This is a genomic window from Caulobacter sp. ErkDOM-E (assembly GCF_048541895.1).
GTDB lineage: Bacteria > Pseudomonadota > Alphaproteobacteria > Caulobacterales > Caulobacteraceae > Caulobacter.
The window spans coordinates 2,963,792-2,988,024 of record NZ_CP183331.1; the positions used below are offsets into that span (position 1 = coordinate 2,963,792).

Annotated in this window: 21 protein-coding genes; 10 read left to right on the plus strand and 11 right to left on the minus strand. The window is 67.0% G+C overall.

Annotated features, from left to right (window positions below):
* Positions 1-86 precede the first annotated feature (86 nt).
* The 3 genes from ACN2C7_RS14635 to ACN2C7_RS14645 all read left to right on the plus strand — a co-directional run bounded on the left by ACN2C7_RS14635 (position 87) and on the right by ACN2C7_RS14645 (position 4,179).
* Positions 87-1,199, plus strand: a complete 1,113-nt coding sequence (locus ACN2C7_RS14635) for an alkaline phosphatase D family protein (RefSeq protein ID WP_419317703.1) — start codon at positions 87-89, stop codon at positions 1,197-1,199.
* A 188-nt stretch (positions 1,200-1,387) separates the two neighbouring features.
* Positions 1,388-3,631: a DPP IV N-terminal domain-containing protein gene (locus ACN2C7_RS14640; RefSeq protein WP_419317705.1), complete on the plus strand. Its 2,244-nt coding sequence runs from the start codon at positions 1,388-1,390 to the stop codon at positions 3,629-3,631.
* Between the two features lie 344 nt (positions 3,632-3,975).
* Entirely contained in the window at positions 3,976-4,179 is a 204-nt protein-coding gene (locus ACN2C7_RS14645) for a hypothetical protein (RefSeq protein WP_419317707.1), read from the plus strand.
* A 195-nt stretch (positions 4,180-4,374) separates the two neighbouring features.
* Here the strand turns inward: ACN2C7_RS14645 and ACN2C7_RS14650 are convergent, their stop codons facing one another.
* Positions 4,375-4,716, minus strand: coding sequence for an endonuclease domain-containing protein (locus ACN2C7_RS14650; RefSeq protein ID WP_419317709.1), 342 nt, complete (start codon positions 4,714-4,716; stop codon positions 4,375-4,377).
* 932 nt (positions 4,717-5,648) lie between these two features.
* Between ACN2C7_RS14650 and ACN2C7_RS14655 the strand changes: the two genes are divergently transcribed.
* The 3 genes from ACN2C7_RS14655 (at position 5,649) to ACN2C7_RS14665 (ending at position 8,414) form a co-directional block, all read left to right on the plus strand.
* The gene (locus tag ACN2C7_RS14655; protein WP_419317711.1) at positions 5,649-5,978 is read left to right on the plus strand and encodes a hypothetical protein; all 330 of its coding nucleotides are present in this window, start codon (positions 5,649-5,651) and stop codon (positions 5,976-5,978) included.
* A 65-nt stretch (positions 5,979-6,043) separates the two neighbouring features.
* Positions 6,044-6,826: a thioesterase family protein gene (locus tag ACN2C7_RS14660; protein WP_419317713.1), complete on the plus strand. Its 783-nt coding sequence runs from the start codon at positions 6,044-6,046 to the stop codon at positions 6,824-6,826.
* A 94-nt stretch (positions 6,827-6,920) separates the two neighbouring features.
* Positions 6,921-8,414 carry an amidase gene (locus ACN2C7_RS14665; RefSeq protein WP_419317715.1) on the plus strand — a complete coding sequence of 498 codons (1,494 nt, stop codon included), beginning with the start codon at positions 6,921-6,923 and terminating at the stop codon, positions 8,412-8,414.
* A 4-nt stretch (positions 8,415-8,418) separates the two neighbouring features.
* Here the strand turns inward: ACN2C7_RS14665 and ACN2C7_RS14670 are convergent, their stop codons facing one another.
* From ACN2C7_RS14670 to ACN2C7_RS14695, 6 genes are all read right to left on the minus strand, one after another.
* On the minus strand, positions 8,419-8,577 hold the full coding sequence (locus ACN2C7_RS14670; protein ID WP_419317716.1) for a hypothetical protein: 159 nt from the start codon (positions 8,575-8,577) through the stop codon (positions 8,419-8,421).
* On the minus strand, positions 8,571-9,188 hold the full coding sequence (locus ACN2C7_RS14675) for a hypothetical protein (protein ID WP_419317717.1): 618 nt from the start codon (positions 9,186-9,188) through the stop codon (positions 8,571-8,573). Before ACN2C7_RS14675 ends, ACN2C7_RS14670 begins: the two co-directional genes overlap by 7 nt.
* Positions 9,185-10,591: a hypothetical protein gene (locus tag ACN2C7_RS14680; RefSeq protein WP_419317719.1), complete on the minus strand. Its 1,407-nt coding sequence runs from the start codon at positions 10,589-10,591 to the stop codon at positions 9,185-9,187. Before ACN2C7_RS14680 ends, ACN2C7_RS14675 begins: the two co-directional genes overlap by 4 nt.
* Complete coding sequence (locus tag ACN2C7_RS14685) at positions 10,588-12,099, minus strand: tetratricopeptide repeat protein (RefSeq protein ID WP_419317721.1); 1,512 nt, start codon at positions 12,097-12,099, stop codon at positions 10,588-10,590. The genes ACN2C7_RS14680 and ACN2C7_RS14685 overlap by 4 nt, the downstream gene beginning before the upstream one ends.
* 286 nt (positions 12,100-12,385) lie before the next feature.
* Positions 12,386-13,609 carry an acyl-CoA dehydrogenase family protein gene (locus ACN2C7_RS14690; protein WP_419317723.1) on the minus strand — a complete coding sequence of 408 codons (1,224 nt, stop codon included), beginning with the start codon at positions 13,607-13,609 and terminating at the stop codon, positions 12,386-12,388.
* Positions 13,610-13,622: 13 nt separating this feature from the next.
* Complete coding sequence (locus ACN2C7_RS14695; RefSeq protein ID WP_419317725.1) at positions 13,623-14,738, minus strand: acyl-CoA dehydrogenase family protein; 1,116 nt, start codon at positions 14,736-14,738, stop codon at positions 13,623-13,625.
* A gap of 233 nt (positions 14,739-14,971) precedes the next feature.
* Between ACN2C7_RS14695 and ACN2C7_RS14700 the strand changes: the two genes are divergently transcribed.
* On the plus strand, positions 14,972-15,535 hold the full coding sequence (locus ACN2C7_RS14700) for a hypothetical protein (protein ID WP_419317727.1): 564 nt from the start codon (positions 14,972-14,974) through the stop codon (positions 15,533-15,535).
* On the opposite strand, the gene ACN2C7_RS14705 is transcribed toward ACN2C7_RS14700, so the two are convergent.
* Together ACN2C7_RS14705 and ACN2C7_RS14710 are read right to left on the minus strand one after the other, a co-directional pair.
* Positions 15,532-16,026, minus strand: coding sequence for a YkgJ family cysteine cluster protein (locus ACN2C7_RS14705; RefSeq protein ID WP_419317729.1), 495 nt, complete (start codon positions 16,024-16,026; stop codon positions 15,532-15,534). The two genes, ACN2C7_RS14700 and ACN2C7_RS14705, sit on opposite strands and share 4 nt — an antisense overlap.
* Before the next feature lie 70 nt (positions 16,027-16,096).
* Complete coding sequence (locus ACN2C7_RS14710) at positions 16,097-16,750, minus strand: OmpW/AlkL family protein (protein WP_419317731.1); 654 nt, start codon at positions 16,748-16,750, stop codon at positions 16,097-16,099.
* Between the two features lie 179 nt (positions 16,751-16,929).
* Between ACN2C7_RS14710 and pepN the strand changes: the two genes are divergently transcribed.
* From pepN to ACN2C7_RS14725, 3 genes are all read left to right on the plus strand, one after another.
* Positions 16,930-19,521, plus strand: coding sequence for an aminopeptidase N (gene pepN, locus ACN2C7_RS14715; protein WP_419317733.1), 2,592 nt, complete (start codon positions 16,930-16,932; stop codon positions 19,519-19,521).
* Positions 19,522-19,684: 163 nt separating this feature from the next.
* A complete protein-coding gene (locus ACN2C7_RS14720) occupies positions 19,685-22,219 on the plus strand; it encodes an ATP-binding protein (protein ID WP_419321480.1) in 2,535 nt (844 codons plus the stop codon).
* Positions 22,220-22,364: 145 nt separating this feature from the next.
* The gene (locus tag ACN2C7_RS14725; RefSeq protein WP_419317735.1) at positions 22,365-22,733 is read left to right on the plus strand and encodes a UrcA family protein; all 369 of its coding nucleotides are present in this window, start codon (positions 22,365-22,367) and stop codon (positions 22,731-22,733) included.
* Positions 22,734-22,742: 9 nt separating this feature from the next.
* Here the strand turns inward: ACN2C7_RS14725 and ACN2C7_RS14730 are convergent, their stop codons facing one another.
* Positions 22,743-23,189, minus strand: a complete 447-nt coding sequence (locus tag ACN2C7_RS14730) for an NUDIX domain-containing protein (RefSeq protein ID WP_419317737.1) — start codon at positions 23,187-23,189, stop codon at positions 22,743-22,745.
* Positions 23,190-23,193: 4 nt separating this feature from the next.
* The gene (locus tag ACN2C7_RS14735; RefSeq protein WP_419317739.1) at positions 23,194-24,225 is read right to left on the minus strand and encodes a S1/P1 Nuclease; all 1,032 of its coding nucleotides are present in this window, start codon (positions 24,223-24,225) and stop codon (positions 23,194-23,196) included.
* Between the last annotated feature and the right edge of the window lie 8 nt (positions 24,226-24,233).

Genomic DNA, 24,233 nt, shown 5'->3' on the forward strand with positions numbered 1-24,233 from the left:
GCCTCACTTGATCTAGAAACTTGGGGCCGGGAGGCGACTCCCGGCCCTTTGTCGTTCAAGCTGCACCGCAAAACGAGGAAACGTCCGTGACCGATCTCTCCCGTCGCGGGGCCCTGGGCCTGTCAGCCGCCGCCCTGGCCGTCGCTCCCGCCGCGCGCGCCGCCGTCCTGGACGCGCCGCATCCGGCCCTGGGCAAGCCCCTCACCCGCATCGCCTTCGGATCCTGCGCCAACCAGGACAAGGACCAGCCGATCTGGGAGGCGATCTTCGAGCAGAAGCCTGATCTGTTCGTCTTCCTGGGCGACAACATCTATGCCGACACCCGCGATCCCAAGGTGATGGCGGCCAAGTATGCGACCCTGGCGGCCAAGCCGCACTTCAAGCGGCTGCGCGACACCACCCCCGTCATCGCCATCTGGGACGACCACGACTTTGGCGAAAACGACGCCGGGGCCGACTATCCGATGAAGGCCGAGAGCCGCCGGCAGTTCTGCGACTTCTGGGGCGAACCCGCCGACTCGCCGCGCCGCACGCGCGACGGGGTCTATGCCGCCTATGTCTTTGGCCCTGACGGCCGGCGCGTGCAGATCATCCTGCCCGACCTGCGCTGGAACCGCACGCCCCTGGCGGTGAAGACCTTCAAGGGCGGCTACAAGCCCTGGGCCGTGGCGCGCGGCCTGTCGGGCAAGGAAACGCCCGGCCCCTATGACCGCATCGCCGACCTTGACGCCACCATGATCGGCGAGCCGCAGTGGACCTGGCTGGAGCAACAACTGGCCCAGCCCGCCGACCTGCGGATCTTCGGCTCCAGCCTGCAGGTGCTGGCCGATTTCGCCGGCTGGGAAAGCTGGATCAACTATGCCCGCGACCACCAGCGGCTGTTCGACGCCATTCGCCGCCAAAAGGCCGACCGCCTGATCTGCATCAGCGGCGACACCCACTATGCCGAGGTCTCGCGCCTGGACACCAACGTCCCCTACCCGATCTGGGACGTCACCTCCTCGGGCCTGACCGAGGTCTGGCCCGTCACCCCGCCCAACGCCCTGCGCGTCTCGCCGGTGCTGCGTGAGCGCAATTTCGGGATGATCGAGATCGACTGGAGCGGCCCCGCGCCGGTGGCGACGCTGCGGGTGCATGACGAAAAGGGCGCGGTGAAGATCACGCAGGTGGTGGATACTGGGACCCTTAGGGTCGGCTGAGGCAAGTCCTCCCCCTGAAGGGGGAGGTGTCGGCGAAGCCGACGGAGGGGGAAGTGACTGCTGACTCAATGCGGTCTTCCCCCGCCGGCCTGGCGGCCGCCTCCCCCTTCAGGGGGAGGACTTGGAAGCGCGCCCCCCAAACTTTTCCCTGCTGACAACCTCTCGGCGTCCCACTAGCGTCTCGCGCCATGATCAGACCCTCGCTTACCGCCCTCGCGGCGTGCCTCGCCCTGACTTCGCCGGTAAGATCTTTCGCAAATGGGGCGGAAAAGCTGACCCCTGAACGCATCTTCGCCGATCCCAGCCTGACGGGCCCCATCGCCCAGGGCGTGGCCCTGTCGCCGGACGGCAAGCGCGTCACCTATCTGAAGGCCAAGGCCGAGGCCGCCAATGTCCAGGACCTGTGGGCGGCCGACGTGGCCGGCGGCGAGCCCTATCGCCTGATCGACTCCGCCGCCCTGTCCTCGGGCGCCAAGGAACTGTCAGAGGCCGAAAAGGCCCGCCGCGAACGGGCCCGCGTCTTGTCGCGCGGCATCGTTGAATACAGCTGGGACAGCCAGGGCCGCTTCATCCTGGTTCCGCTGGACGGCGACCTCTATCTGGACAGCGTCGCCGACGGCAAGGTTTCCCGCCTGACCGAAACCCCGGGCGACGAGGTCGACGCCAAGGTCTCGCCGCTGGGCGGCTATGTCTCGTATGTGCGCGACCAGAACCTCTATGTGAAGCCGATTGACGGCGGGCCTGAAAAGGCCCTGACCACCGAGGGCAAGGACACCCTGTCGTTCGGCGTCGCCGAGTTCATCGCCCAGGAAGAGCTGGACCGTTTCAGCGGCTACTGGTGGTCGCCCAGCGAAGGCCACATCGCCTATACGCGCGTCGACGAAAGCGGCGTCGACATCGTGCCCCGCGCCGATATCGGCCCCGGCGGCGCCACCGTGGTTCTGCAGCGCTATCCCCGCGCCGGCCGCCCCAACGCCGTGGTCGACCTGTTCGTGCGCAACATGGCCACCGGCCAGGCCGTGCAACTGGACCTGGGCGCGAACAAGGACATCTATGTCGCCCGCGTCGACTGGTCGGCCAACGGCAAGACCGTCTATGTGCAGCGCCTGTCGCGCGACCAGAAGACGCTGGACATCATCGCCTTCGACCCCGCCACCGGTCAGGGCAAGACGATCCTGACCGAGACCGACCGCCACTTCATAGAGGTGCACGAAGACTTCCGGCCCTTAAGCGACGGCACCTTCCTGTGGTCGTCCGAAAAGTCGGGCTTCAATCACCTTTATCGCCACGCCGCCGACGGCAAGCTGATCGCCCAGATCACCAGGGGCGACTGGCCCATGGACCGGGTCGAGGGCGTCGATGAAGCCCGCAAGGTGGTGATCTTCGGCGCCTCCATCGACACGCCGATCGAGCGCCGCCTCTATGAGGTCTCCTACGCCAAACCTCCCCAAGGCAAGAATGGCAAGCCCAAGGCCCTGACCCCGGCGGGCGGCTGGTGGACCGCCAAGGTCGCCAACAACGGCGCCTTCGCCGGCACCTATAATGATCCCAGGACTCCGCCGCAGACCGCGCTCTACGACCCTGACGGCAAGCGGGTGCGCTGGATCGAGGAAAACCGGCTGGCGCAGGGTCATCCCTACTGGCCCTATGCCGCGACCCTGACCACGCCGGAGTACGGAACCCTGAAGGCGGGCGACGGCGAGGCTCTGCACTATGCGATGATCAAGCCGTTCGATTTCGATCCGGCCAAAAAGTACCCGACCATCGTCGCGGTCTATGGCGGCCCGCACGCCCAAAACGTCAAGAAGGTGTGGCAGAGCGCCTCGGAACGCACCTATCTGGAGGCCGGCTACATCATCTTCCGGCTCGACAACCGCGGCACCGCCAACCGCTCGGCCAAGTTCAAGCGCGCCCTGGATCGCCGCATGGGCACGGTGGAGGTCGACGACCAGCTGGTCGGCGCCAACTATCTGAAGACCCTGCCTTACGTCGACGCCGAGAACCTGGGCGTCATGGGCTGGTCCTATGGCGGCTTCATGACCCTGATGATGCTGACCGCCGACGGCAGCCCCTTCAAGGCCGGGGCCGGCGGCGCCCCGCCCACCGAATGGGGCCTGTACGACACCGCCTATACCGAGCGCTATATGGGCAAGCCGGACGAGAACAAGGACGGCTATGCGCGGTCCGATATCCTGAACCGTCTGGACAAGATGCCGCCCGGCAGCCTGCTGCTGCTACACGGCATGGCCGATGACAATGTCATCTTCGAAAACAGCACCCGCCTGATCGCGGCCCTGCAGAAAAAGGCCATCCCCTTCGAAATGGCCCTCTATCCCGGCGAGCGCCACAGCGCGCCCCGCAGCAAGACCAAGGGTCTCAGCGTGCTGAAGACGCACCTGGAGTTCTTCGGCCGCAAGCTGAAGGGGCAGTAATACCAAGCGCCGCTGAGTTCGACTCCTCGCGCTCTATATCCTCGTCACCCCGGGACTTGTTCCCGGGGCCCATTGTGCAACCGCAGATGCGGCGCAGAATAGAACTCCGAGGAAGCTGACCCATGGGCCCCGGGAACAAGTCCCGGGGTGACGGCGTGTTTTCAGAGTTGGACCCTCTGAGGTCAGCATCAACAGCCGTTGGTATATGGCCTCTATCGGATCCGTTCGCGGCGCCGCGCCGCGAACGGAAGCTGCGTCAAAACGCCCGCCCGGACTGACTTTTTGTCACAGCCTCAAATCACCAGGCGCCGCCTATCCTGATCAGGACTGATCGAGGACGCCTGATGTTCAAGACCGATGACGCCGTCGAATGGCTGATCCACGCGCTCAAGGACGCCCTGGAGCACGGTAGCGCCTCTGAGTCCGATCTCGAGGACTGGCTGCTGGCGGCCATCTCGCTCGAGGAAATCTCGCTGGAAGACGAACTGGCCACCCGCCAGGCCCGCTCCCTGGGCGCCTGGATGAGCGCGTCGGCCACGCTGCACTGAAACGGCTACACAACGCCAGTACACCGGACGGCCAGCGCCAGACATCTGGTAGCTCAGCGCGACGCCTATGGGGGCCTCGAAGGTCTGCTGGTGGACCGGGCACAAATTCGTGCTTTCGACCCAAGTCGGGCTCAATCAACCCTCTCTCTTTGAGAGAGGGCGGGGCCCGCCGCGCAGCGGTGGGAGGGTGAGAGGTTACACCCTGTCCGAACGAAGCACCGCCAGGATGTCATCTGATACGCCGCCAGGGTCGGTCAGCACCCGCGCGTTGGGAAACCTCATCACAACATAGCCGTAGAGTTCCAGCGCCTGGGTGCGCTGTTCATCATAGTCCTCGCGGCCTTCATGGGCCTCGCCGTCTAGCTCCACGATCAGCTTGCCCGCCTCGCAGACGAAGTCGGCGAAGTAGCGGTCTATAGCGACCTGCCGCAGGAACCTGAACCCGCCCAGTCGCCGATTGCGAACGAGGGTCCATAGCGTCTTCTCGGCCAGGGTCTGGTTGCGGCGGAGGCGACGGGCAATGGCGGTCTTGTCCATGTCGAGAGCATGATCTGAAGCGTCAGGGCGCTCAACGACAGGAATCGAGATTTTCCGGCCAACGGCGAAACCTCTCACCCTCCCACCGCCTACGGCGGCGGGCCCCGCCCTCTCTCAAAGAGAGAGGGTTTCGTTCAGAGCGTCCACTCTCCACCCTCATCAGAAGTTACCGACGTCCGCTTGAGGGCGTCCATCGGCGTAGCGCTGAGTGACCAGATGTCTGGCGCTGACCGTTACGTCGGTTGGCGCCCTCTAGAGGCGGCGCGCGACCGGCCGGGCACGGGGATAAACCGCGCCCAATCCCCGTTCTTTCCGACACAAACCCCAGCCGGATCAACGGCTTGTAAAATAGTTGATCGCGCCTGTCAGACGCGCTGAAACCGCCCGCATAATCGATCTTACCTCAAGGCAAGGGAAGGGACGTCGGCCGGCGACCTGATGGGCCTTGGGGTGTGGTCGAGCGGGAAGCGCTCGCCGCCAGTGTCAGCGGGTGTTGGCTGGCCAACGGTCTTAAGGGGTGACCCTCGTCGCCAAGGTGGCCTGGCCCACCCTGACCGTTCGCCGCTGACATCGGCCCGAGGATGCAAGCGGCGATGTCGCAACAGGCATGGGCTGAAATCGCCCATGCGGTCTGGACGGGGTCGCTATCCCCTCCACCCGTCGGGGGCCTAACGTCGGAAGCGGGTTAAAACCCCGCGCCCCGAGGGCTCACCGGATAACGGCTGCGCGGAGCGTCTGTCTTCGTCGAAACGGTATCAATCTACTCCCTCATCCGGGCGAGGCCCGGACGCTCCGCGACCCTTCCCACCCACTCGGCGGTTTCCCGCGCGAGGTCGCGAGCTTGCGCCCTGGCCTTGGCCACAGGGAGCCGATAGCGGCTGGCGAAGCGGGTCGGGGTGGCCTGAGGGCGCGTGACGGGCTAACACCCTTGCATGGCGCGCACAAAACTGAGCCCTGAGTTTGAAATCGAGGTCGCGGGGGACCCCTACATGTGGCGGCTTCATCGCCAGCCCGGCTGGTCCAGCGACGCCCCCGAGCGGCATGGCATGGCGATCGCCGTGCGCCACAAGGAAGGTCAGCGCGAAGCCGTGATCGAGTTTCCGCCCGGCCCACAGCCGCGCTATGGCGCGCCGCTGCTGAAGCCCTCGCAGGTCGCGCCGGAACTGGTGGCCAAGGCCATCGCCTCGGCCATCGTGGCGGGATGGGATCCGCTGTCGCGCGGCAAGACCGTGGCCATCATCGTGGATTCGACCGGCGGCTGAGGCCTGCCCTTGACTTCCGTAGCGAAAGAAAACGAACCTTGGGCAAAGCTCCAGGGAATCTTCGCGTGACCACCTATACCGACCTTATCGCCGGCATCACCACGACGGCCTCGGGCCACGCTGCGCATGTCACCGACGACTGGAAACAGGGCCGCACCACCTATGGCGGACTGTCGGCGGCCCTGTGCCTGGAAGCGGCCCTGCGGACCCTGCCCGAGGCCCCGCCCCTGCGCTCGGGCCAGTTCGCCTTCATCGGACCGGCGGCCGGAGAACTGGCCATCGAGACGACAGTGCTGCGCCAGGGCAAGTCGACCCTGTTCGTCGGCGTCGATCTGGTGGGCGAGCAGGGCCTGGCGACGCGGGCCATCCTGACCTTCGGCGCGGCGCGGGAGTCGCTGGTCTCGCACAGCGACCTACCCTGCCCGACCGTGCCCACCCCCGAAGACTCCGAGCCCTTCTTCCCCAAGGGCGGCGGCCCCGGCTTTGGCGGACAGTTCGAGGTGCGGATCGCCGGCGGCGCGCGGCCGCTGTCGGGCCTGCCGCCGGAATATCTGCTGTGGATCCGCCACCGCGACCCGGCTGCGCGCTCCCTGGCGGCCCTCGTCGCCCTGGCCGACACCCCGCCGCCGCCGGCCATGACCCTGTTCCCGAAGTTTGGCCCGATCTCGACCATGACCTGGTCGCTCGACGTTGTGGACCTGCCGGCCGAAGACGACGACGGCTGGCGCCTGCTGCGCAGCACGGCCGAAACGATCGGCGACGGCTATTCCACGCAAGGCATGATGCTGTGGGACCAGGGAGGTCGGCCGCTGATCGCCGCGCGGCAGAACGTGGCCGTCTTCGTCTGACCACGAAGGATAGGCTTGGCGGCGACAGGGTTTTACCCTCATCCTCCGGCCCGTTCGGCCGAGCTGTAATGTCGGCCCGCGTGGGGATACTCGCATGACCAAGATCGCCTGCCTGGCCGGAGCGGCCGTCGCCGCCCTGCTGGCCACCAGCGCCGCCGCTCAAACCTCGGAAGAGGCGACCAGGGCTTACCTGGACCAGATCAAGGCCAAGAACGACATCCTCCACGCGGTGATCGCCGTGAACCCCGCCGCCCTTGCCGACGCCAGGGCCCGCGATGCCGAACGCAAGGCCGGCAAGGTTCGCTCCGCCATCCACGGCCTGCTGATCCTGCTGAAGGACAATATCGAATCCGCCGAGCCGCTGGCCACCACCGCCGGCTCCCTGGCCCTGAAGGACAATGTCACCGGCCGCGACGCGCCGCTGGTCAAGGGTCTGCGGGATTCCGGCGCGGTGATCCTGGGCAAGGCCAACCTGTCGGAATGGGCCAATATCCGCTCCAACAACTCGATCAGCGGCTGGAGCGCGGTGGGCGGCACGGTGCGCAACCCCTATGTGCTGGACCGCAGCGCCTGCGGCTCGTCCAGCGGCTCGGGCGCGGCTGTCGCGGCCGGCCTGGCCTGGGCGGCCATCGGCACCGAGACCGACGGCTCGATCACCTGCCCCGCCGCGATCAACGGCCTGGTGGGCCTCAAACCCACCGTCGGCCTGGTGTCGCGCACCCACATCGTGCCGATCAGCCACAGCCAGGACACGGCCGGCCCGATGACCACGACGGTCGAGGACGCCGCCAGGATCCTGACCGCCATCGCCGGCTCTGATCCCGCCGATGTGGCGACCAAGGCCGCCGACAGCCACAAGACCGACTATGCCAAGGGCCTGTCGAAAGATGCCCTGAAGGGCGTCACCCTGGCCGTGGCGCGGTTCTACACCGGCTATTCGCCCAAGACCGACGCGGTCTTCGAGCAGGCCCTGGCCGACCTGAAGGCCCAGGGCGCGACTTTGGTCGAGGTCAAAGCGTTCGACGAGGGTCCGATCGGCGCGGCCGAGGGCGTGGTGCTCTACACCGAGCTGAAGGTCGACCTGGCCGCCTATCTGGCCTCGACCGATCCGAAGAAGGTCCCCAGCCGTACGCTGGCCGACCTGATCGCCTTCAACAAGGCGACGCCCCACGAGTTCGAATGGTTCGGCCAGGAGAGCTTCGAGAAGGCCGAAAAGACCAAGGGCTACAGCGATCCCGACTACATCAAGGCCTTGGCGGATTCCAAGCGGCTGGCCGGTCCCGAGGGCATCGACAGGATCCTGAAGGAGACCGGCGCTGTCGCCATCGTGGCCCCGACCACCGGTCCGGCCTGGACCATCGATCCGCTGAACGGCGACAACTATGGCGGGTCGCCGACCACCCTGCCCGCCGTGGCCGGCTATCCGCACCTGACCGTGCCGATGGGCCAGGTCACCGGCCTGCCGGTGGGGCTGTCGTTCATTGGCCCGGCCTGGAGCGAAAAGCTGCTGCTGAACCTGGGCTATGCCTATGAGCAGGCCACGATGAAGCGCAAGGCCCCGACCTTCCTGCCGACGATCGCGCCGTAAGGCCTCAGACCCGGGGCCGGATCACGTCGATCGGCGGCGGCGGCGGGGTGACCCGGTCCGGCGACGGCGAATGAGGGGCTGGCGGTCCGAACGGCTTTTGCGGCTGCGCGCAGCCGCAAAGGGCCGCCGCCGTCAGGGCCAGGATCAGGCCTGACTTCAGCATCCCACCAGGCCCACGCCGGCGAAGTTGCGGTTGCCGCCGACGCCGACCCCGCCAAAGCGATCGCCCAGCGCCACGCCCAGACCCAGCGCGCCAGGGGGGCTGGCCACGGCCAGACCCAGATTGCCGTTGGGGGTGAAGATGCCCAGGCCGGACTTGAAGCAATGATTGTCGCCGTGAGGATCCCAGACCTCGACCTGGCCATCGGCCCGGGTAAAGGCCCAGCGCTCGCCGCGCTCGTCGCGACCACTCACCGAGATCTTGCCCTTGCCGTCGGGCGTGACGCCGTACGACTCGCGGGTGAAGCCGTCGACCGCGCAGGATGAAACCAGACCGGGCCGGCTGAGATCGCCGTTCAGGGCCGCCGCCGAGCGGGTCTGGGCATTGTAGGCCGAGATCTCGGTATCGCCGCCGCGACCGCCGCCGACAAACACCTGGGTGCCGGTCGCGCTGTCATAGGTCATGATATCCGGCGCCTTCCCGGTCAGGGGCTCGCCGCAGGCGGCGGGTCGACCGCCGCCGGGTCCGCGACCGCTCTGGGCCTGAGCCTGGACCGCACCCAGCGAGGCGGCGACCGTCAGGGCGACGGCGAAGACGTGGACGAACTTGCTCACTTGGGGGCTCCCCCTGATTGAGATCCGCCCGCCAGAGCGTCATCAGACAGCTGTGGCGGAGCCGAGGTCGCCGAGGCCGGCAGAGCGGTCGGGGCGGGCCAGTACGAGTCGAAGTCGAGGCGGGCCTGATCGCGTGGCGAGCGGAAGACCTCCGGCGCCTCGAACCAGGGACGGCACGTCAGTTCGCCGTTGAAGTGGCCCTTGACCAGGGCCTCGCAGCCGCCGGGACGGGCAAAGACGCGGTTGTCGACCGACCGGACCTGACCGCCGGCGTCGGCATAGATGCCCGAGCGCATGACACGGTGAATGCGGTTGTTGGAAGCGAACACGATGCCGGAGGCGGCATAGATGCCCACGTCCGTGGCCTCAAGGTCGCCGCCGCGAATCTGCAGGTTGGCGTTCTCCAGCACCACCGCCCAGTCGCTTTCGCGAACCACGGGATTGAGCAGCGTGGTCTCATCGCCGCCGCCCACATAGACGCCGCGCGAGAAACCGTCGACGTACAGGCCTTCGATCTTCACCAGTTGCTGGCGGTTCATGCCGGCGATCACGAAGCCGGCCGAGTTGCGGGTTCGCGACGAGCCGGTCCAGTCGCCAAGGCGGGTGATGCGGATATCCCGCATGCGGCTGTCGCCCGACGTCTCGAAGGCTGCGCCGATAGCGGTGGCGGCGATCTCGACATTGGACGCCATGATCTCGCCCGTGGCCTTGACCACCGGCTGGCGGGTGCGGCCGATGAAGACGGTGTTCTGCAGCTCGATACGGCTGTCCTGCACGTCCATCGCCGAACCTTCGCCGCTATAGCGGATGGTCACGCCCTTCAGCGCCAGTTCGGTGGCGCGGCCGGTGATGCACGAGGCCTGACCGGCGCGGACGGCCTCGATGCCCAGACCTTCCAGCACCACATACTGCACGCCCGGTGCGATACGGATGCAGGGCTGGCCGGACGGGGCCACCAGGATCGGTGAATTGCGCGACGGCGTGTAGTCACGCACCAGGATGGTGACCGACTGGGTAATGTTCAGCGACTCGACGCAGGCCCGGCCCTGGGTCGAGGTCAGGGTCAGATAGTCGCCGTCATAGAGACGCGCCAGCGTGTCATTGACCTGGCCCGGATAGGCGTAATCGCAGTTGATCTCGCGCTGCACATAGCCGGGGCGACCGCCACTGGCGACCTCGCAGCGACCGCGAACGCGGTAGCTGCCGCGCGGGCACGGCTTGACCTTAGGGCGATAGCTGGTCTTGCAGCCCCGCGACAGGTTGGGCTCCAGCAGCAGCCCAAAACAGGGACGGATCTGCTGATCGACCTTGGCGTCCGGCGAGGCCAGCGCCACGGCGGGGGCCGCAGCGAAGCCGAGCGACAGCACGGCCACAAGGGCCAGGAAGCGGCTCAGGCGGCTCATCGATAGTCCCTTTCGATGTAGGGCCGACCACCGCGCTCGGCGGCGGGTCTGGGCGGACGCGAGACCTGGGCCAGCAACTGTTGCAAGCGCCAGACCGAAGGCTTGAAGCCGGCCAGGGCGCCATCCAGCTGATAGACCACGGCCCTGGCGCGATCCTGGTCGGCCACGCCCTGCAGTCCCAGCGAGAAGAAGGTCGACATGGCGTACTTGGCCTCGGCCGAGCCCTGGCGTTCGGCTTCCTCATACCAGTGATAGGCGCGGGCATAGTCGCGGGGCACGCCCACGCCCTCGGAATACATCACGGCCAGGACGAGCTGGGCTTTGGATGATCCGTTGACGGCGGCGTACTGCACCGCCCTCACCTTCTCGATGGCGCTCAATCGGCCGGTGATCGGACGGCCGATCATCGCCTGGAAGGTCTGGGCGTCGCCTGACGCCAGCAGTTTCTCGTCGAGCACCGGTGACGGGATCACCCGCAGATAGGCCAGGGCCTCGCCGATATGGACGAAGGGCAGTTCGTGCAGGCGGGTCTGAGCCGCTTCCCTGGCTTCGCCCGACTGGTCGGACTCGTCGGAATGGGGCACGCCCGATTCCGGCGATTCGGGCGGGTAGAACTCGTAGGGCGGAATCCAGCGCTTGGCCTTGGTCTCGACGAAGGCGCCATACGAGGCCCGCTGCGGCGAGGACCGCTCGAAGTCCTTGAGCATGACATAGGCCGAGACGTCGCCCGTCTGCACGGCCAGGTAATTGTAGAGATAGGCGTCGACGTCGTTGCGGCGGAACAGGTCCAGCGCGGCCGGCGTGCCGGCGCGCTTCTGGCTGCCATAGGCGTCGACGGCCTGAAGATTGTCGGACGGCTCGCCATACGGGCCGAAGAAGCCGTCATGGATGCGGGCCAGCACGCGATAGCCGTCGGCGCCCTGGCTGGAGAGCACGTAGATCACGCGGTTGCGGACCTTCTCGCGCTCTTCGGTCGACATGCGCGCCAGCAGCCGATCCAGCGCGCCGTAGGCGCTCTGGCGCTCGAAAGCGCGGCAGTCGTCGAAGCGCGACAGGGCCCGGCCATCGCCCTTGCCGCGGCGCTCATAGGCCGCGATCGGCGCGTAGCCGCCAGCGTTGGACAGGGCCATGGCGTACCACACCGCCGCCTCGACCTGATCCTCGAGGTTCTTGTCGACCGATCGTTGGCCTTCGTAGCGGCGGGCCAGTTCCAGCTGGGCGAAGAAGTCGCCGCGGAAGCCACCCTGGCGAAGCGCCCGGATTTCTTGCTGCTGCTGATTGAACTGCCCGGAGACGCCCTGGGCGGCCTGCGGACGCGGACAGGCGCTGGCCTTTCTCTGGAGCCAGAGGTTGGGGCCGACGTCGCAGCCCACCAGGGGAATCACTACGGCGGCGACCAGCGCCCCGATCGGAACGCGGCGCAGCAGGGCGCCTCGCCGGGAAACCGCCCCAAACAGGGTCATTCGGAGCGCGGAATAGCGCGAAACAGCATCGCTGGCTTCGTGCATCACTCCCCCTCCAGCACGCCGTTAACCATAACCATCAAGGACTCATGTGCCCGGTGTCGCAGGCTGTCAAGGTGAAGCAACAGCGTTCGCCTAGCGGCGTGTTGACACGTCCGCGCAAGGACTCGCGCCTCAGGGGAATTCAGTAAACACGGGCGAGATTCGACGCGGGGCAAGATTGCGAAACCATGACGGACGCAACCGCGAAGCGAATTTGATCATGCCCAGAATCAGGCTGGCCGCGCCCGGTTTTCGAGCGCGGCCAGACCCGGATCAGACCTGACTAGGACTAGCGCCCGGTCGGCATGTCCTTGAAGGCCACGTCTTTGTCGACGCGCACATCGCCCGGCAGGCCCAGCACCCGCTCCGCGATAATGTTCTTGAGGATCTCGTCGGTGCCGCCGGCGATCCGCAGGCCGGGGGCCCACATCAGGCTCTGCTGGAACGCCGCCTCGGCCGGGGCCTGATCCGGGTCAATCAGGATGCCGTACTGATCTTCCATCTCGACGGCGATATTGGCCAGGTCCTGCATCTGGTTAGCGGCGATGATCTTGCCGATCGAGCTTTCCGGTCCCGGCGTCTGGCCGCGCGACAGGGCGGTCATGGTGCGGAAGCGGGTGAACTTCAGACCTTCCGACTGCACGTACCAGTCGGCCAGCTTTTCGCGGAAGGCGTTGTCCTTGATCGCCGGGCCGGTGGCGCCGGTCAGTTCCCGCGCCAGCGCCATGATCTCGCGATAGTTGGGACCCGACGAGCCGCCGACGGCCAGACGCTCGTTCATCAGGGTGACCAGGGCCACCTTCCAGCCCTCGCCGACCTCGCCCAGACGCTGGCTGTCCTTGACCCGCAGGTCGGTGAAATAGACCTCGTTGAACTCGCGCCCGCCCGACATCTGATGGATCGGCCGGCATTCGACGGCGGCGTCCTTCATGTCGATCCAGAACATCGTCAGGCCCTTGTGCTTGGGCACGTCGGGATCGGTCCGGGTCAGCAGGATGCCGTAGTCGCAATAGTGGGCACCGGTGGTCCAGACCTTCTGGCCGTTGATGACCCACTCGTCGCCGTCCTTGATAGCGCGGGTCCGCAGGGCCGCGACGTCGGAGCCGCCGGCCGGTTCGGAGAACAGCTGACACCAGATCTCCTCGCCCTTCACGGCGGGGCTGACGAAGCGCTGCTTGGTCTCGGTGTTTGAGAACGCCATCACCGTGGGCACGCACATGCCCAGGCCGATGGTGAAATAGCCGTAGCTGAGGCCAGCCTTGGTTTCTTCCTGGCCAAAGATCACCGACTGGATCGGCGTACCGCCGCCCCCGCCGATGGCGGCCGGCCAGGTGATGCAGGCATAGCCGCCGGAAGCCTTGCGGGCCTGCCAGGCCTTGGCGGCGACCATGTGCTGGTCGGTGTTGGGTTTCAGCTCGCCAAACTGCGCGCGGTGCGCGGCGGCGTTCTCAACCAGCCAGGCGCGGGCCTTCTCGCGATAGGCGGCTTCTTCGGGTGAATCGTTGAAATCCATGATCGTCTTTCCCTTACGCCGCGTTCTTTTGTTCGAGCTGGCTGACCAGCCGCTCTTTCCAGACCCGCGGCGCACCGGCCACGAGGCTGAGCTGGCGCGAGCGCCGATAATAGAGGTGGCAGTCGACGTCCCAGGTGAAGCCCATGCCGCCGTGCACCTGGATGCTTTCCTTGCTAGCGAACCAGTAGGCGTCAGACGCCGCGATGCGGGCCGCAGAGGCCGCGATCGGCAGCTCTGGCGCATCGACGGTCAGCGCCCAGGCCCCGTAATAGGCGTTGGAGCGGGCGACCTCGTTCTTGACGTACATGTCGGCCAGCTTGTGCTTGATCGCCTGGTAGCCGGCGATGACGCGGCCAAAAGCGTATCGGCCCAGCGCATACTCCTTGGCCATCTCCAGGCACCGGTCAGCGCCGCCCAGCTGTTCGAAAGCCAGCAGCACGGCGGCGCGATCCATGATCGCCTGCACCAGTTCGAAACCAGCGCCCGCCTCGCCCAAACGCTCAGCCGTCACACCGTCAAAGGTCAGCTTGGCCACGCCGCGCGTGGGGTCCAGGCTCTTGAGGGTTTCGCGCACGACGCCCTTGGCCTTGAGATCGACCAGGAACAGGGCCGGCTTGCCGCCCTCGCTGGCCAGGACCAGAGCCATGTCGGCCACGTCGCCGTCGGTGACCGGGATCTTCACGCCCGTCAGCTTGCCGCCCTCGACCCGGCAGGCGAGGTTCGAAGCATTGACCACGCCCGGACCTTCCGAGGTCGCCAGGCAACCGATCAGCTCGCCGGCGGCGATGCGCGGCAGGACGGCGGCCTTCTGGGCGTCGCTACCGGCCAGCATCACGCCCTCGGCCAGGAAATAGACCGTCGAGGCGAACGGGATCGGCGCGACAGCGCGGCCCAGTTCCTCGGCGATGGCGCACAGCTCGACCCGGCCAAGGCCCAGGCCGTTGAACTCTTCGGGAATGCAGGCGCCCAGCCAGCCCTGCTCGGCGACAGCGGTCCACAGGTCCTGGTCGAACGAGCGGTTGGCGTCATCCAGAACGCCGCGCACGACAGCGGGGCCACAGCGCCCGTCGAGGAACTTGCGCGCCTCGTCCTTCAGGAACTTCTGGTCGTCGGAAAAGTCGAAATCCACCGGTCGCCTCCCAGGAGCCTGCCCTGTGGGCAGGCTCGTTGTTATCACTGTGTGCGTGACCGTCGCCGAAACCGGCATCCACTTTCGGCTGTCACGCCCACGACGGAACTCTACGATTGGCCCGTCTCTGGAAACACCCTGACTGACCTTTCACCGCAGGGAAAGATTGACCCGGCGTCAAGGATTTCAGGTTCTTATGACGATCGTCCAGTTCACGTCGCGTCCAAGGGGCCATGGCCAAGACCGTCTATCAGCGCAACCAGAAGGTTTGGGTCGACAGCGTCGGCGCCTGGGCGACGATCGAGCGCATCGTACCGATCTGGGCCAAGGGCTTCGACGAGCCCGTGCGGGTCACCTATGACGTCGGTCTGGGCCGCGAATTCCACGCCCATGAGCTCAAGCCCGAGGAAAAGATCGACGCCGAGGGCGCCGGCATCGTCGCCCATTGGCGGGTGCTGCGGGCCCGCAACAAGTGGCAGCAGGAAAGCGACTGCCCCCACCACCCCTATCCCGGCACCTATCCGGTGGTGGTCACCGATCCCAACGACTGGGGCGGGTGGCGGACGCCGGGCGCGGAGTATGACCGCGATCCGCGCAAGATCGAATATCAGGCGCGGCTGATCGCCAGCGCCCCGCGCCTGCACGCCATCGCCCGTCAGATCCTGGAACTGGTCGCCGACCATCCCGAGGATGCGCCGCCCGCCCTGGCCGCCCTGGCCCACCAAGCGTCAGCCATCGAGCGTTATCTGCACGAGGTTCCGGCCGCCGCAGAGGCCGTGAGCAATATCGAAAACTAGGCCGGCCAGTCCCGGCCGGAGCCGGGACGCCGCAGTCGATCGTGGGCTGTGAATTCGATAGCCGGACGCACGACGCCCAGATCGATCTCGCCGCCGCCTGGCAAAAGACGTAGGCAGCGCCGCCCGATCCAGATCAGCACGTCCATGCCTTCGGCCGAACCTTCCCTGGCCCAGCCGCGCAGCACGGCCTCGAACGGCGAGCGCCGCCAGGCGTTGGGCTGGGCCGGGTCGAGCTCGACATTGACGACCCGCCCGCCCTCGCCCGCATGCAGCACAAACCCGCTGCGGTCTGGTCGCCAGTCATCGCCCAGACGTGGGTCCAGCAGCCAGTCACAGGCAAACTCACCGCAGCCGGCCGGCCGGACTTGATAGACCTCACAGCCCTTGCCGCGACGGTAGTAGCGGCACCAGACGTGGGGCGCCTTGTCGAGCTCGCGCACGCCGATCAGCTTGCAGCATTGGCCGCACGCGCCGCATTCCCGCTCAACCATGCTCATCCCCGCCCGCGACTGCACCCCTCGCAGGGTTTAGTCGTCGAGCGGAGACATGCAAGGCGACAGATCAGAAGCGGTAACCGACCCCGACCGAAGCCACGATCGGGTCCAGCTTGACCTTGGACTTCAGGGCGCCGCCATTGATCGAGGCGTCGGTCTCGAACCACACCTTCTTGACGTCGATGTTCAGGTTGTAGCGCGCGTTCAGCGGCACGTCGGCGCCGACCTGCAGGGCATAGCCGAAGCCGTCGTCCAGCTTCACCTTGAAGCCGTTCTTGTCCTTGCTGCTGTGGAACAGCATGTAGTTCAGACCCGCGCCGACGTAGGGGCTGAACTTCGCCGCCGGGAACGGATGGTATTGCAGCGAGACGACGGGCGGCACGACCCAGGTCTTGTGAACCTCGACATTGGTGGCGCCGCCCACGGCCTTGACCGTGTGCTGGGTGGTGGTGGCGATCACCTCGACCGCGAACTTGTCGCTGAAGAAATAGGACAGGCCGATGGTCGGCTTGATGTCGTCACTGACCTCGGCCCTCAGGCCCGTGGCGGCGCCCGCTGCGGTGACGATCGAGTTGCCTGCGTCGGGCGCCACATCGGTGACGCGGACGTTCAAAACCAGATCGCCCTTGGCCTTCGGCTTGACGGCCTCTTGAGCCTGAGCGGCGGAAACGGCCAGGAGGCTGGCGACGCAGGTCAGGGCCAGGCGGGTCGCGATAGTCATCTTTATCCCCTTATTTCGAACCAGGCGCTGCATTGGGGGCGCCCGAAAAGGGGATTGCGCCCAGTTGAGCGCGCATTCTTTGATTAGGAACAAGTCCGTACGGAAAATGTGGCCTTTCGCCCAGGCCTAATTACTTAAGGGCTCTCGCGCCGGCTGCCCTGGACCTCTAGATTGCCCGCATGCGCACAGAAACGCCCCAGGCCATCCGGCTCGCCGACTACCGCCCCTTTCCGTTCGAGATCGAAGAGACCGAGCTTGTCTTCAAGCTTGAGCCCTCGTCCACGCGGGTCCTGGCCACGCTGAAAATCAGGCGCACGGGCGATGCGGGTGAGCCGCTGGTGCTCAACGGTGAGCGGCTGAAACTGATCTCGGCGGCGATCGACGGGCGCGACCTGAGCGCGTCGGACTACGGGCTGGACGCCGAGTTCCTGACCCTGGCCGATGTGCCCGACACCTTTGTGCTGACGACCGAGGTCGAGATCGATCCGGCCGCCAACAAGGCGCTGATGGGTCTCTATATGTCAGGTGGTCGTTTCTGCACCCAGTGCGAGGCCGAGGGCTTCCGCACCATCACCTACTTCCCCGATCGCCCGGACGTGCTCTCCCGCTACACCGTGCGGATCGAGGCCGATGAGGCGTTCGGCTACCTGCTGAGCAACGGCAATCTGTGGGAAGGCGGCGAACTGGATGACGGCCGCCACTACGCCGTCTGGAACGACCCCTTCCCCAAGCCCGCCTATCTGTTCGCCCTGGTGGCCGGCGAGCTGGACGTGCTGGAGGACAGCTTCGTCACCATGAGCGGTCGGACCATCGCCCTGCGAGTCTATGTTGATCCGGGCCAGGCGCCGCGCGGCGCCTATGCGATGGACAGCCTCAAGCGCTCGATGAAGTGGGACGAGGACGCGTTCGGCCGTGAATACGACTTGGACCTGTTCATGATCGTCGCCGTGCGCGACTTCAATTTCGGGGCGATGGAGAACAAGGGGCTGAACATCTTCAACAGCTCCCTGCTGCTGGCCGATCCCGAAACCGCCACCGACGCCGACTACGAGCGCATCGAGGCGGTCGTGGCCCACGAGTATTTCCACAACTGGACCGGCAACCGCATCACCTGCCGCGACTGGTTCCAGCTGTGCCTGAAGGAGGGCTTCACGGTCTTCCGTGACCAGAGCTTCAGCGCCGATCAGCGCGGCGCGGCGGTCCAGCGGATCAAGGACGTCAAGGCCCTGCGCGCGCGCCAGTTCGCCGAGGACGCCGGCCCCCTGGCCCACCCGGTGCGGCCGTCCAGCTATATGAAGATCGACAACTTCTACACCGCGACGATCTATGAGAAGGGCGCGGAGATCATCCGCATGCTCAAGACCCTGCTGGGCGCCGAGGCGTTCCGGAAGGGCAGCGACCTCTATTTCGAGCGCCATGACGGTCAGGCGACCACGGTCGAGGCCTTCATCGCCTGTTTCGCCGACGCCTCCGGACGCGACCTGACCGACTTCTTCGCCTGGTATGAACAGGCCGGCACGCCCAGCGTGTCGCTGGTCAGCGCGTATGACGAGGACTCCAGGGCGCTGGAGATCACGCTCACCCAGTTCACCGCCCCGACGCCCGGCCAGTCGATCAAGAGGCCCCTGCCGATCCCGGTGACCATCGGCCTGCTCGATTCTGACGGCGCACCGCTGCGTGACAGCGAGGTCGTGGTGCTGGATGGCGCGACAAAGACGGTCCGCTGGGAAGGTGTCGCCTCCCCGCCCGTGATCTCGGCCCTGCGCGGCTTCTCGGCCCCGGTGAACCTGACCACCGACGCCCGGTCGGTCGATCGCTATGGGCTGTTCGCCGCCGATCCGGATCTCTTCAACCGCTGGGAGGCCGGCCAGACCCTGGCCCGCGACCTGATCCTGGCCCGCGCCGGCGGCGCGCCCGATGAGGTCGGCGAAGAGCGCTATGCCGACGCTCTGGGCCGCGCCCTGCTGGACGAGCTATCAGAGCCGGCCTTCAAGGCGCTGCTGCTGGCCCTGCCCAGCGAGCCGGACCTGTCGCTGGCCATGGAACCGGCCGATCCGGCGGCCATCCACACGGCGCGAAGCGCCCTGCGCACCCGCATCGCCGTGCATCTGGGCGACCTGCTGCGCCGCCTGCATGGCGATCTGCAGACGGCCGGCGAGTTCTCGGCTGACGCGCAGTCCGCCGGCAAGCGGGCCCTGCGCAATGGCTGCGCCGACCTGCTGGCGGCCGATCCACATGCGGTGAACGTCGAGCGCATTGTCGGCCACTTCGAGGCGGCCGCCAACATGACCGACGCCATGGGCGCGCTGTCGGCCCTGGTCCAGATCGGCGGCGAAGCCCGCGACCGGGCCCTCGCCGCCTTCCACGCCAAATGGAAGGACGAGCCGCTGGTGCTGGACAAGTGGTTCGCCGTCCAGGCCCGCGATCCGTCGCCCGACGTGCTGGAACGCATCGTCGCCCTGACGAAGCACGCCGATTTCGACGCGACCAACCCCAACCGCTTCCGGGCGCTGGTCTCGACCTTCGCCAACTTCAACCCGTCGCGGTTCCACGATCCCAGCGGCGCCGGCTATCGCTTCCTGGCCGAAAAGATCCTGGCCGTGGACGCCTACAACCCGATGACTGCGGCGCGACTGGTCGAGCCCCTGGGCAGCTGGCGGCGCTATCCGGAAGCCCTGGGCGCACAGATGCGCGAGACCCTCAAGGGCGTCGCCGCCCATCCCGGCCTGTCCAAGAACGTGCTGGAACTGGCTGCCAAGGCGCTCGACTGACAAAGCCACGCCCGGTCGCAGACGGATCAATTGCGACCATTAGGCCCATACCCCGCCAAATCGGCCGTTCGGCCGTGACGGGGACCTTTGGCGTGCGGTAGATTCAGCCGATGTGGCGAAGTGACTCGCCAGACTGTTGTTCGGGAGCCTTGGGCGTTTGAGAATTGGGGATGCGAGACCCGGAAGACTGGCGGGAGCCGGACTTTCCGCGGCGGGCGTCGTGCGGTCAATCACCGCGCGTTCGCCGTCGCAGGTCTATGTCCGCGTCGCCATCCTGGCCGCCCTGCTCCTGCTGGCTGTTTACACCGCTTTCGGCGTCAAGCGCCTGCAGGACGAGGCCGCCATGGCGCCCGGCGGCGCCAGCCTCGCCATAGAAGCCAGCCTAGTGGCCAGCCGCATTGAAGCCAATCTGGCCGCCCAGCGCGCCGGTCTTTCGGCGGCCTCCGACATCCTCCAGCGCGACCCCGCCGACACCATGGACGCCGCCGAGATCGCCCTGCGCGCCAGCGGCGGCGAAGCGATGGCCGTGGCGGTCGCCGGGCCATCGGGCGTCCAGGCCGTGGCCGGTCGCGACGAGGGCGCGGACTGGAAAGCCGCCGCCCGCGCAGCGGCCGCGTCGGGGCGCTCGACCTGGATCGGTGCGGCGGGCGATAACGGCCGCCTGTATGTCGCCGCCGTCGCCCCGGCGTCGACCGGCCGCAACTTCATCATCGCCAGTGGCGATCCCAGCCGACTGCTCGTCGACCCCGGCCAGGGCGGCGCCCGCGCCATCGCCCTGCCCGATGGCAGTCTGGTCGCGACCCAGGGCCGGATCGTTCAGGGCATGCAGACTTTCCGCGACGCCTTCGCGCTGTCGATGGAAGACGTCGGCGGCCAGAGCGCCGCCCTGCGCGGCCAGGCCGCCAATGGCGCCCTGCTGGACGTGGCCGTGCAGCCCCTGGCCGAGGGCGCCCTGCTGGCCGTGGCCGGCGCACGGTCGCGCAATGTCGCCAACCTGGACCGCCAGGTCATGGAAGGCGCTTTCAATCTGCTAGCGCCCCTTGGCGTCGGCATCGCCCTGGCCCTGCTGCTGATGATACAGAGCCGCAAGGCCGAGATCGCACACCGCGAATTCGTCGACAGCGAGCAGCGCTTCCGCCTCGCCGTCGAGGCCGCGCGCTGCGGCATCTGGGAATGGGACCTGCGGGCCGACCAGGTGTTCCTGTCCGACGTCACCGGCGCGATGTTCGGCTGGGGCGGCGGCGGCATCGTCTCGGGTCAGGAGTTGCTGGACCGCATCTCGATCGATCACCGCGAGCGCGTCCGTCAGGCCCTGGCCAATGCCGCGATGTATGGCGCCTTCGACGTCTCGTTCCGGGTGCCCGCCACCCAGCAGGGCGGCCGCTCGATTTGGGTCGACGCCCGCGGACAGGGCTTCGGCAAGCCGGGGCAGGACGGTTACGTGCGGATCATCGGCGTGGCCCTGGACGTCACCGAAGAACGGCTGGCCCAGGCCCGCGCCCAGGCCGCCGAGAACCGCCTGCGCGACGCCATCGAGAGCGTCTCTGAGGCCTTTGTGCTGTGGGACCGCCAGGGCCGGCTGCTGATGTGCAACCGCAACTACCGCAGCGTCTTCTCGCTGGAGCCCAAGCTGCTCAAGCCCGGCGCGGCCCGCGCCGAGGTCAACCGCTTCGCGGCCCTGGCCATCAAACAGGACTATCCGGCGCCCGACGGCGCCAAGGGCGTGCGCGAGGCCGAAATGATGGACGGTCGCTGGATCCAGATCAGCGAACGCCGCACGGCCGAAGGCGGCCTTGTGATGACCGCCGCCGACATCACCGCCATCAAGAACCAGGAAGAAGCTCGCCGCCTCAACGAGGAACAGCTGCAAAGCGCCGTCAACGGCCTGGAGCGCAGTCAGGAGCAACTGGCCGAGCTGGCCCGCAAGTACGAGATGGAGAAGGTCAAGGCCGAGGGCGCCAACAAGGCCAAGAGCGAATTCCTGGCCAACATGTCCCACGAACTGCGCACCCCGCTGAACGCCATCAACGGCTTCTCCGAGATCATGATGAACGAGATGTTCGGTCAGCTCGGCGACCAGCGCTACAAGGGCTACAGCCAGGACATCCACAATTCCGGCCAGCACCTGCTGGCCCTGATCAACGACATTCTCGACATGTCGAAGATCGAAGCCGGCAAGATGAACCTCAAGTTCGAGCCGCTGAACCTGGAAGACGTGGCCGAGGACGCCGTGCGTCTGGTGCGCAATCGCGCCGAGGCCGCCGGCCTGAAGCTGTTGATCGACTTCCCGCAGTTGCCCGAGATCGAGGCCGACTATCGGGCGGTCAAGCAGGTGCTGCTGAACCTGCTGTCCAATGCCATCAAGTTCACGCCCCGCGCCGGCAGCATCACGATCCGCGCCGAGGTGCGCCGCGATCCCCTGGGCGAGCGCGTGCGGGTCTCGGTGCAGGACACCGGCATCGGCATCGCCAAGGAAGACCTGGCGCGCCTGGCCCGTCCGTTCGAACAGGTCGAGAGCCAGCTCTCCAAGACCACCCAGGGCACCGGCCTGGGCCTGGCCCTGACCAAGTCGCTGATCGAGATGCATGACGGGGCGCTGGAAATGGCCAGCACGCCGGGCGAAGGCACGACGGTCAGCTTCACCCTGCCGATCCGCCAGAGCGAGATCCATTCCGGCCGCGACTTCGCCGCCGCTTGATCACGATCGGGCCGGGGCCAATTATGACTTTATTTTCATAGACTTAATTCCGCGTCATGAAGCAGACGTAACGGGTATCTGCGTTCTGTCGGATCTAAACCCTCACTCAGAAAACGCGCCTGGCGCACATCGAGGGAGTTACCCAATGTCCAAGTTCATCAACCGCCTGGCCGCTGTGGCCGCCCTGGCTCTGGCCGCTACGCCGATCATCGGCCTGACCGCCGCTCACGCCGCCGAACCCGTTCAACCCGCCCGGATCCAGGTCGGCGACCTGGAGCTGTCGCGTCCTTCCGACGCCGCCCAGTTCATGCAGCGCGCCGAGCAGGCCGCCGACCAAGTCTGCGCCGCACGCACCGCCAAGGAAAAGCTGCGCGGCCTGTCGATTCGCGCCTGCTATCAGGACTTCAGCGCCGATCTGCGGAGCGAACTGAGCCGCACCCAGCTGTCCGATCTGCGCGCCGCGCGCCGCGCTCAGCCGGCGACCTTCGCCACGCGCTCGATCGGCCTGTTCTAAACGAGGGCTCTAGCCTTGGCGCATCCACGCCGCGACGGCCCAGGCATGGGCGTCGTGGCGCAAGGCGACCACGGCGTCGCGAGGATCCAGCCAGGCCAGTTCGTGATCGTCCTCGACCTTGAGCCCGGCCTTCAGTTCGATCATGCGCGCCGTGTGGACGCCCCCAAAATTCCGCACCGGCTGGCCGTCGGACTTCAGGAAGACCTGCGAGACCGTGACGACCAGGTCATCGACCTCGACCACCAGGCCGGTCTCTTCGCCAAATTCGCGGACCACGGCCTGGGGTTCGGTCTCCCCCGGATCGACCGCGCCCCCCGGCAGGTCGAAATAGGGCGGTTTGCCGGGCTTGGTCACCCGCACGACTGCGATCTCGCCGAGGGTGTTCTCGACGATGCCGAAGGCCGCGGGGCGGTCCAGATAGCTTAGCCCCGGCGCCGGCTGGCCGAACGCGAGCAAGGGGTCAGTCCTTGCCGTAGAGATCAGGCCAGGGATCGGCCTTGCCACTCTCGACGTCCGCCACGCTGATCTCCGGGCGATAGCCGATCTTGCCGTTGGCGCTTTCCCGCCAGGCTTCCGTCACCAGGTCACGTAGCGCGGTGGCGCCGGCCGCCAGGCGGGCCTGGGTGAAGGCCTTGCCGCGCGGATCAGTGTCGACCAGGCTACCGGCCTTTTCCAGGGCGTACAGCGGCTCGGTCTCTTTCCAGGTCGTGGTCAGATAGCCGACGACCCGGGTCTCGATCGAGCAGGCGCAGTCCTTGTAGGCTGGCATCAGGGCCTTGACCTGGGCCTGGTCGCCGACAGCCTTGGCCAGAGGACCTTCGAAGTTGAAATGGGTCGAGCGCGACTGGGTGTAGCCGTTGGGGTTGGGATAATCGCCCCAGCCATTGTAGTGGACCGACAGGTGCATCGGCTGGCTGGCGTCGCCCACATAGTGCGCCCAGACGCCCAGGTCGCGGATCAGCAGGTCCTCGCGGCGCTTCAGATCGGCGGCGTACCAGGCCTTCTTCATCGGATCCGTCGCCGACTTTTCGGCGGCCACCAGGATGCGCCAATAGGTGAAGTCCTTCACCAGCTGCTGGTAACCGTCGATGATCGCGTAAGGCAGGTAGCCGGCCTTCCAGCTGTCGACGCCGGCGGCGCGCAGGGCCGTTTCGTAGTCGGCGCGGGTTCCCGGCATCGCCTCGACCGTGAACATCGGACCGCCGTACATCCGCCCCTGGTCGTCGACGTCCAGGAAGTGGGCGGCGTCGCGGTCATGGTCGTGGATCTTGCCAGAGCCCTTCGAGCGGTCCGGCTCGCGGGCATATTCGCCGATCGCCGCCACAGCCGCCGGGGTGCGCAGGAAGGCCGGCACGTCTGACGGCAGGCCCTGAACGGCCAGCACGCCCACCAGACGATGGCCCGACGAGCCCCAGGCCAGAGCGGAATTGGCGGGCGCGGCGAGCGCCGCCCCGATAGCGAGAACCCTGAGGCTGGAAGACAGGCGCGACATGGAAGCTC

Excerpts from the sequence above, each read along its gene's own strand:
- ACN2C7_RS14710 (WP_419317731.1), bottom strand. The coding sequence starts at position 16,750 with ATGACTATCGCGACCCGCCTGGCCCTGACCTGCGTCGCCAGCCTCCTG.
- ACN2C7_RS14725 (WP_419317735.1), top strand. The coding sequence starts at position 22,365 with ATGTCCAAGTTCATCAACCGCCTGGCCGCTGTGGCCGCCCTGGCTCTG.
- ACN2C7_RS14645 (WP_419317707.1), top strand. The coding sequence starts at position 3,976 with ATGTTCAAGACCGATGACGCCGTCGAATGGCTGATCCACGCGCTCAAG.
- ACN2C7_RS14700 (WP_419317727.1), top strand. The coding sequence starts at position 14,972 with ATGGCCAAGACCGTCTATCAGCGCAACCAGAAGGTTTGGGTCGACAGC.
- ACN2C7_RS14705 (WP_419317729.1), bottom strand. The coding sequence starts at position 16,026 with ATGGTTGAGCGGGAATGCGGCGCGTGCGGCCAATGCTGCAAGCTGATC.
- ACN2C7_RS14665 (WP_419317715.1), top strand. The coding sequence starts at position 6,921 with ATGACCAAGATCGCCTGCCTGGCCGGAGCGGCCGTCGCCGCCCTGCTG.
- ACN2C7_RS14680 (WP_419317719.1), bottom strand. The coding sequence starts at position 10,591 with ATGAGCCGCCTGAGCCGCTTCCTGGCCCTTGTGGCCGTGCTGTCGCTC.
- ACN2C7_RS14670 (WP_419317716.1), bottom strand. The coding sequence starts at position 8,577 with ATGCTGAAGTCAGGCCTGATCCTGGCCCTGACGGCGGCGGCCCTTTGC.
- ACN2C7_RS14690 (WP_419317723.1), bottom strand. The coding sequence starts at position 13,609 with ATGGATTTCAACGATTCACCCGAAGAAGCCGCCTATCGCGAGAAGGCC.
- ACN2C7_RS14650 (WP_419317709.1), bottom strand. The coding sequence starts at position 4,716 with ATGGACAAGACCGCCATTGCCCGTCGCCTCCGCCGCAACCAGACCCTG.
- ACN2C7_RS14655 (WP_419317711.1), top strand. The coding sequence starts at position 5,649 with ATGGCGCGCACAAAACTGAGCCCTGAGTTTGAAATCGAGGTCGCGGGG.
- ACN2C7_RS14685 (WP_419317721.1), bottom strand. The coding sequence starts at position 12,099 with ATGCACGAAGCCAGCGATGCTGTTTCGCGCTATTCCGCGCTCCGAATG.
- ACN2C7_RS14735 (WP_419317739.1), bottom strand. The coding sequence starts at position 24,225 with ATGTCGCGCCTGTCTTCCAGCCTCAGGGTTCTCGCTATCGGGGCGGCG.
- pepN (WP_419317733.1), top strand. The coding sequence starts at position 16,930 with ATGCGCACAGAAACGCCCCAGGCCATCCGGCTCGCCGACTACCGCCCC.
- ACN2C7_RS14640 (WP_419317705.1), top strand. The coding sequence starts at position 1,388 with ATGATCAGACCCTCGCTTACCGCCCTCGCGGCGTGCCTCGCCCTGACT.